Annotated in this window: 7 protein-coding genes; 4 read left to right on the top strand and 3 right to left on the bottom strand. The window is 49.1% G+C overall.

Going from position 1 to position 6,201, the window contains the following annotated elements:
- The first annotated feature begins 509 nt into the window (after positions 1 to 509).
- Both JOD01_RS11180 and JOD01_RS11175 read left to right on the top strand, forming a co-directional pair.
- Positions 510 to 1,457: a helix-turn-helix transcriptional regulator gene (locus JOD01_RS11180; RefSeq protein ID WP_204518419.1), complete on the top strand. Its 948-nt coding sequence runs from the start codon at positions 510 to 512 to the stop codon at positions 1,455 to 1,457.
- 69 nt (positions 1,458 to 1,526) lie between these two features.
- Positions 1,527 to 2,066, top strand: a complete 540-nt coding sequence (locus JOD01_RS11175; protein WP_204518396.1) for a DinB family protein — start codon at positions 1,527 to 1,529, stop codon at positions 2,064 to 2,066.
- Between the two features lie 29 nt (positions 2,067 to 2,095).
- On the opposite strand, the gene JOD01_RS11170 is transcribed toward JOD01_RS11175, so the two are convergent.
- From JOD01_RS11170 to JOD01_RS11160, 3 genes are all read right to left on the bottom strand, one after another.
- The gene (locus JOD01_RS11170; RefSeq protein WP_204518395.1) at positions 2,096 to 3,241 is read right to left on the bottom strand and encodes a CapA family protein; all 1,146 of its coding nucleotides are present in this window, start codon (positions 3,239 to 3,241) and stop codon (positions 2,096 to 2,098) included.
- Positions 3,242 to 3,379: 138 nt separating this feature from the next.
- Positions 3,380 to 3,580, bottom strand: coding sequence for a hypothetical protein (locus JOD01_RS11165; RefSeq protein ID WP_204518394.1), 201 nt, complete (start codon positions 3,578 to 3,580; stop codon positions 3,380 to 3,382).
- Positions 3,581 to 3,694: 114 nt separating this feature from the next.
- A complete protein-coding gene (locus JOD01_RS11160; protein WP_204518393.1) occupies positions 3,695 to 3,994 on the bottom strand; it encodes a DUF3817 domain-containing protein in 300 nt (99 codons plus the stop codon).
- A 200-nt stretch (positions 3,995 to 4,194) separates the two neighbouring features.
- Here JOD01_RS11160 and JOD01_RS11155 point away from each other — a divergent pair, with 200 nt between their 5' ends.
- Positions 4,195 to 5,958 (top strand): LTA synthase family protein, encoded by a 1,764-nt coding sequence (locus tag JOD01_RS11155; protein ID WP_204518392.1) that lies wholly within the window; start codon positions 4,195 to 4,197, stop codon positions 5,956 to 5,958.
- Positions 5,959 to 5,988: 30 nt separating this feature from the next.
- Complete coding sequence (locus tag JOD01_RS11150) at positions 5,989 to 6,150, top strand: hypothetical protein (protein WP_204518391.1); 162 nt, start codon at positions 5,989 to 5,991, stop codon at positions 6,148 to 6,150.
- The last annotated feature ends 51 nt before the right edge of the window (positions 6,151 to 6,201 follow it).

Here is a 6,201-nt window from a genome sequence, read left to right as displayed (position 1 = left end):
AGGGGATGTTGGCAAGTGGTTTTTTAATTTATGCAGCCCCTACGGGTCTGCATAAATTAACTGCCATAACCTACATTTTTAGTCTGCCATAAACAGTAATTTTACACAAGTAAATAAAGTATACAAATTCTAAAAAACCGAAAGAAATTACGGTATTAACGAACCTACCGCTACTGTCATATGGAAAACCTTATTGGAAACTAATATTGATCCATTTAAGATTGCCCTATGAATATATTCCCTTTTCATCCATAATGATGAATTAAGTAACAGGACACCGTCGGAAATAGAACTCAATATAGGGGTAGAATATGTTAATAAAACTTTTTCCACGGGGCTAAAGTAAACAGTCAAATTAGCGGCTGACGCAGACAAAGATGTGCAAACGCTGGTCATTCCAAGAACAGCGGTCCTCCTGCATCATACGAAGGGGGGCCGCTGTTATGTTTTCCCCAATTCAGTATGGTAAAATGAGTAAATTGACTTGCATGACAGCGGGGGAATCGATTATGAACAAAACCGATCGGCAGTTGGCCATCATGCTAGAAATGCAACGGAGCAAGATGTTGAAAGCGGAAGACTTGGCCGCTTTGTTTGAGACTAGCGTGCGGACGATCTATCGGGACATACATGCTCTGAGCGAGATGGGCATCCCGATTGTTGGGGCTCCCGGGCAAGGCTATTCACTAATGGAAGGATATTTTCTTCCGCCGGTGGGCTTTTCTGCGGAAGAGGCCGTGACCTTGCTTATGGGTACGGACTTTATCGAGCAGCGGTTGGATGGTGAATACGGAAGGGTGGCGAATGGGGCTCGGCGCAAAATTGAGGCGATCTTGCCGGAATCAGTGCGCGGCGAATCAGCGCGCCTGCGGGAAACGATGCAGCTTCTTCAGGTCGGCGATCCGCTAACCGGCTGGAGGGAAAAGGGCAATCTCGGACAGGTCAGGCGTGCGATAATGGAATGTCGCAAATTACGCATGACGTATGTGAAAATCATGCCGGAAAAGGACGGCGATCGGAAGAGCACGCGCGAGGTCGCTCCGTATGGATTGGTGCTCGTCCAGGGAAAGTGGATTTTGATCGCACGTTGCGACTTGCGGCAGGAAATTCGTCATTTCCGTTTGTCGCGGATGACCGAGCTTGCCGTATTGGAGGAGCGGTTTCTTTTTCCGCAAGGGTTTAACCTAAACAACTACCGTCCACCGGAAGATCGCAACGAACGGGTGCTGGTTCGTGCCAATCCGGAAATTGCCGATAAAATCGCCGAGACTTGTCCGTTTTATTTGCAATCGATGGACCAGCGGCACGAAGATCTTATAGTCAGCTTTCTTGTCCGTCGTCCTGAGGAATTGCTGCCTTATATCCTCGGTTGGGGTGGGGATGTTGAAGTACTGGAACCAGATTCTTTCCGGCAGCGGATTCGGGAAGAGGTCGAAAAAATTTTAAAACGCTACTGACACGCTGTTGTCAGGAGCGTTTTTTTATACTGTGCTTACATCCAAATCTAAAGAGGAGTTGTTTGAAAGATGAGAAGTACCGCGGAAGCATTGCAGGCGTTAGAGGAGACGGTAGAACGTTATTTGATCGAATTGGAAGCGATCGATATGGAGCAGTTGCAGAAAAAACCGAGCGAGGAAGAATGGTCCATCGGGCAAATGTATAACCATTTGATTCAATCGGCGCAATTTATGCATTTGCACAATGTCGATCAATGTTTGGCCGGAGGTGGTGCTGCGGCGGACGACGCTATGGCGGAAAAAACAGAGAGTGGCACGGAAGTTTTTGATCGAGGAAGTTTTCCCCCCGTCCGGATACGAATCCCTGCTTCACCGCAATACACTCCGAAGCAGCCGGAAAGCAAGGAAGAGCTAAGAGCAGGATTTCGGAGTGTAGTCGAGCGTATGAAACGCACGGAATCCACTTTAAATAAAGCGCCGCGAAGCAAAAAAATCCACCATCCCCGATTTGGCGCCCTTGACGCCAATGAATGGTTCTTGCTGGTAGAAATGCATTACAGGCACCATCTATTGCAACTGGAACGTTTGAAAAATTCCAGCAACACTTGATGGTCGCACCGAAGCCGCTTCGGTCTGGCCTACATCCGTTGCTGCACACGCCCTGACAAATCGATTTGCACATCGCGGGAGATCGATTCCACTCGCTTGATCAGCTTGGCCCCGTCGGTTTCATCCATCGGGACGGCTTGCCCTAATTCGGCATGGTAAGGCAGCATCGTTAATCGGCAGCCACCATTCTGCGAGCATTGAGCTTGCAGCACCATCGATTCCCATGTCTTCGGCTGTACCGCCCGGCTAAAAATGAAGTTGCCCAGGCTGTATGCGATCCATTTTCCTTTGTACGCTTCAAACCCTTGCAGCACATGGGGGTGGCAGCCGACAACCAAATCGGCTCCGGCGTCGATATAGGCATGGGCCAGCGAGATTTGATGATCTACCGGGTGGTCCACTTTTTCCTGACCCCAGTGGGCCAACACGATAATAATGTCGGCCTTGTCCCTGGCCTCCCGGATCGCTTCTGCCGCCCGTTGCGGATCGTAGCTGGCAGCCACTCCCGGCTTGTTCGCTCCGGCATACCAACTTACTTCGGGGACAACGCGGCTAAAGCCGAAGACCGCCATTGTTATGCCGTTTCGTTCGATCATCACCGGTGCGTATGCTTGATCCGCGTTCATGCCTGCGCCGACAAAGGCAATCTGTTGGTCGGTCAAATGCTGGAAAGTGTCCGACAATCCCTCCGTTCCTTGATCCATCGAATGATTGTTGGCCAAATTGACCAGATCGACGCCAGCCGCTTTCATCGGAGGCAGTCCGGCAGGTGAAGATTTGTAGACAAATTGCTTATTGGCAGCAGGCGTACCGCGCTCGGTCACCGGCGTTTCCAAGTTGGCGATCGTCAAATCATCTTGTTGAAACAGTGTTTTCACATACAGGTAAGGATAATCGTAGCCTTTTTGCTCAAGCAAATCTTCCACTTTGTCGCTGAGCATCACATCGCCGACAAAGTGCAGCGTGACTTCTTTTGTCTCCTGCTTGCTTGGTTCAATCGGTGCGGGGCTGTTTTGCGGTATGTTGCCGCCAGACTGATTTTGAACATGGTTAAGCGTAAGGACTGATAGCACCGCTGTCGCCAGCAGCAGCGTCGGGAATGCCGCCACTTTGATCCATCTCCCTTTTCTTCGTCTCCGCAGCGCTTGTTCACGAGCCGTGCGCGTGATGTCCATGATTTTCCCTCATTTACAGCGAATTTCTTTATTAATTTAGACGTGAGTTGTGCGGAATTGTTTCGAACATGGAACAGGCTTTGCGCAAAAAATATCCCCTTTCGTGTCAGAACGAAAGGGGAGCAGTTAGCAACAACCTTATTGGATGGTTACGCTGATTTGGTATTTTCGCAATACATAGGTGAGAAGTTTCAACTGGTAATCCGACAGATCCTGAAACACAAACTCCATCTGGCCGGCTTCTGTAGGGGTAATGTAAAAGTGGCGGATACCGTGAAACAGGATTTCCTTTTGCAACTGAACTCCTTCTTCAGGAGCAACACTTACCCGATAGCACACGTAAAGACCTCCTTGACCATCTAATAGAGTACCAGAGGCAGGAGGAAAAAGTCAGAAAAAATGTGGCAAACTTACGTCGAGACTTTTACAAAAAAGTGGACGTAGTGTCAATGTTTATAATTTTTTCTCTTCTTTACGCAGCCGAGCGTCGAGAACAAATGTCCCGAAGGGAAGCAGGGAAGCGACGACGGCGGCCAAGACACGCAAGATAGACCAACGATGCACAATCGTAACGTGAGCAATCGCCAGCATGAATAAAACAAACAACAGACCGTGTATCCAACCGACGAGTTTGACCGGTTCCGGCATGGCCAAATAATATTTTAGCGGCATGGCAATGCCGAGCAAGACAAGATAGGAGATTCCCTCCAGGATGCCGATCAAACGTAAGCGGGCAAGCGGTGTTTTCAACATACGCAAACCTCCAGATTTTGCAAATTTCCACAAGATTACTATAGCAAACGGTTGGAGCGGCAGTACAGGCTCGATTTTCTGGGCAAACCTTGCCGCCGTTTTTTCGCGCTCGTCAGCACACAAACGGGAATAGGAAGCAACTGCCGGGAGAACAATACCTCTGGCAGATGTGACAATTCCTGTTTAGGAGGGCGTTTCCATTGTTTTTTCTGTACGCTTTCTTAACCATTTTGAACAAATGTATATTGTTTTATGGCTTTATGCTGGACCCCGCCCATACTTCTTTCGACTGGAACCGGGCATTTCATTTGGCCATACCCCGTTTGCATTTGTACGCAGCGTTTATCCTGTTTCTTTTGTCATTCTCGTTTTTGTTTCGCAACCTTTCTCGCTGGTATCTGCTCGGAATCAATGGCACTCTGTCCCTGGTGATGATGGTTGATTTGCTGTATGTTCGCGCCTTCAACACCTTGCCTACGTTCAATGTGTTGGCACAGCTCAGCAACCTCGATAATTTGACCGACAGCATCATCATGCTCATTCAGCCGTGGGACGCTGTGTTCTGGATCGACCTCCCCGTCGGTTTGTTCTTGCTCGTCCGCTATCGCTATCTGTTTGCCGTCAACCGATGGAAAGTCGTTCCTTCCCTGTTCCTTATGGTTCTTTCGTTGGCAGTTATTTGTTACGTACCGCTTGGCAGTCATTATTTCGGTCGCAAGGACAGCAAGGCGCTGTTTCGGCTGTTTGACCCGACGATTACGTGCTATAACCTCTCACCGATCGGCTTTCATGCGCTTGATATGGTTGCCTATGTCAAGGAAGGGCGAACCGTGAAATTAAGCCAACGAGACGTGCAAGAGATTCGGGAGTGGTATGACAAAAAAGCGGAACATCTTCCTGACAATCGGTACAAAGGGATCGGTCGGGGAAAAAACTTGATTATGATCCAGGTGGAAAGCTTGGAAAATTTCGTGCTGAACCGTAAACTGTTCGGTCAAGAACTTACGCCGCATCTCAACAAGATTTTGCAGCACAGTCTGTTTTTCTCGCAAATTTATGAGCAGGTGAATCATGGCTCGACCTCTGATGCGGAATTTATGAGCAATACGTCGATTTATCCGTTGCGCAAAGGGAGCGTTTTTTTTCGTTATCCGGCGAATCGCTATGTCTCGCTGCCTCGCTTGCTGGAAGCAAAAGGCTACCGGACGATGGTGTTGCATGCCGACAAAGGGAGTTATTGGAATTGGGCGCAGGCATTGCGTTCGATCGGGTTTCAGCAAACAGCCGATATTACCCGATTCGCGCGGGAAGAGCGGATCGGCATGGGGCTGAGCGATGCTTCCTTTTTCAAACAGGCGTTGCCGATGTTGAAACAGAACAGTCAGCCGTTCTTTTCCTTTCTGATTACGATGTCCAGCCACTCGCCCTATAAAATTCCGCGAGAACAGCAATTGCTGCACTTGGAGCCGGACAAATATCCGGAATCTCTGTTCAATTACTTGCAAAGTATTCGTTATGTCGACCAACAGCTCGGCTATTTTTTTGCGGCATTGAAAAAAGAGCAGCTATTGTCCGATACGATCGTCGTCCTATACGGGGATCATGAAGGGGTCCACAAATATACGCCCGGCGATATGAAGCCGTACCCGGAACTGGCCAACGGCAAACGCGTGCCGTTTATTGTGTACGCGGAACCGTTGACGGGCAAGGAAATTGCAACAATTGGCGGCCAAATTGATATGATGCCGACAATCGCCTATTTGATGGGCATCGAGGAGCACCAGTATCTCCATTCAGCGATGGGCCGTAACTTGCTGAAAACAGAGAAAAACTACGCAGTCCTGGCCAATGGCAAACTGGTCGGCGACGAGAGGGAGCCGGCGCGGCAGGAGTTATACAAGCAAGGGTTGTTTGTTGCGGATCGGATCATTAAGGGAGATTACTTTCGTCTGATATCCCGTTAAACGAGAGACACCTTCAAGAGCAAACGGATCTTGAAGGTGACCGTCGATCCAAGCGGGAGGTATTTGGGTATCGATTTGCTCAAGGAATCCGCCGATGCCTTGTCTTCCTTGACGTACTTGTACGACACGAGGTCAAACGACAAAATTGACTTGCGCCAGGTGCTGAAATCTGCGCAAGATCAAAATATGTAAAGCCAATATTGGCAGGACGGCAAAGTCGTCTTCCAGGTCGAAAGCAACGGA

Origin of the sequence: Brevibacillus fulvus (assembly GCF_016908525.1) — a bacterium.
Classification (GTDB): Bacteria; Bacillota; Bacilli; order Brevibacillales; family Brevibacillaceae; genus Brevibacillus_G; species Brevibacillus_G fulvus.
Note: the sequence above shows the minus strand (reverse complement) of the source record. Positions and strands in the feature narration are given on the sequence as shown.

Excerpts from the sequence above, each read along its gene's own strand:
- JOD01_RS11160 (WP_204518393.1), bottom strand. The coding sequence starts at position 3,994 with ATGTTGAAAACACCGCTTGCCCGCTTACGTTTGATCGGCATCCTGGAG.
- JOD01_RS11170 (WP_204518395.1), bottom strand. The coding sequence starts at position 3,241 with ATGGACATCACGCGCACGGCTCGTGAACAAGCGCTGCGGAGACGAAGA.
- JOD01_RS11180 (WP_204518419.1), top strand. The coding sequence starts at position 510 with ATGAACAAAACCGATCGGCAGTTGGCCATCATGCTAGAAATGCAACGG.
- JOD01_RS11175 (WP_204518396.1), top strand. The coding sequence starts at position 1,527 with ATGAGAAGTACCGCGGAAGCATTGCAGGCGTTAGAGGAGACGGTAGAA.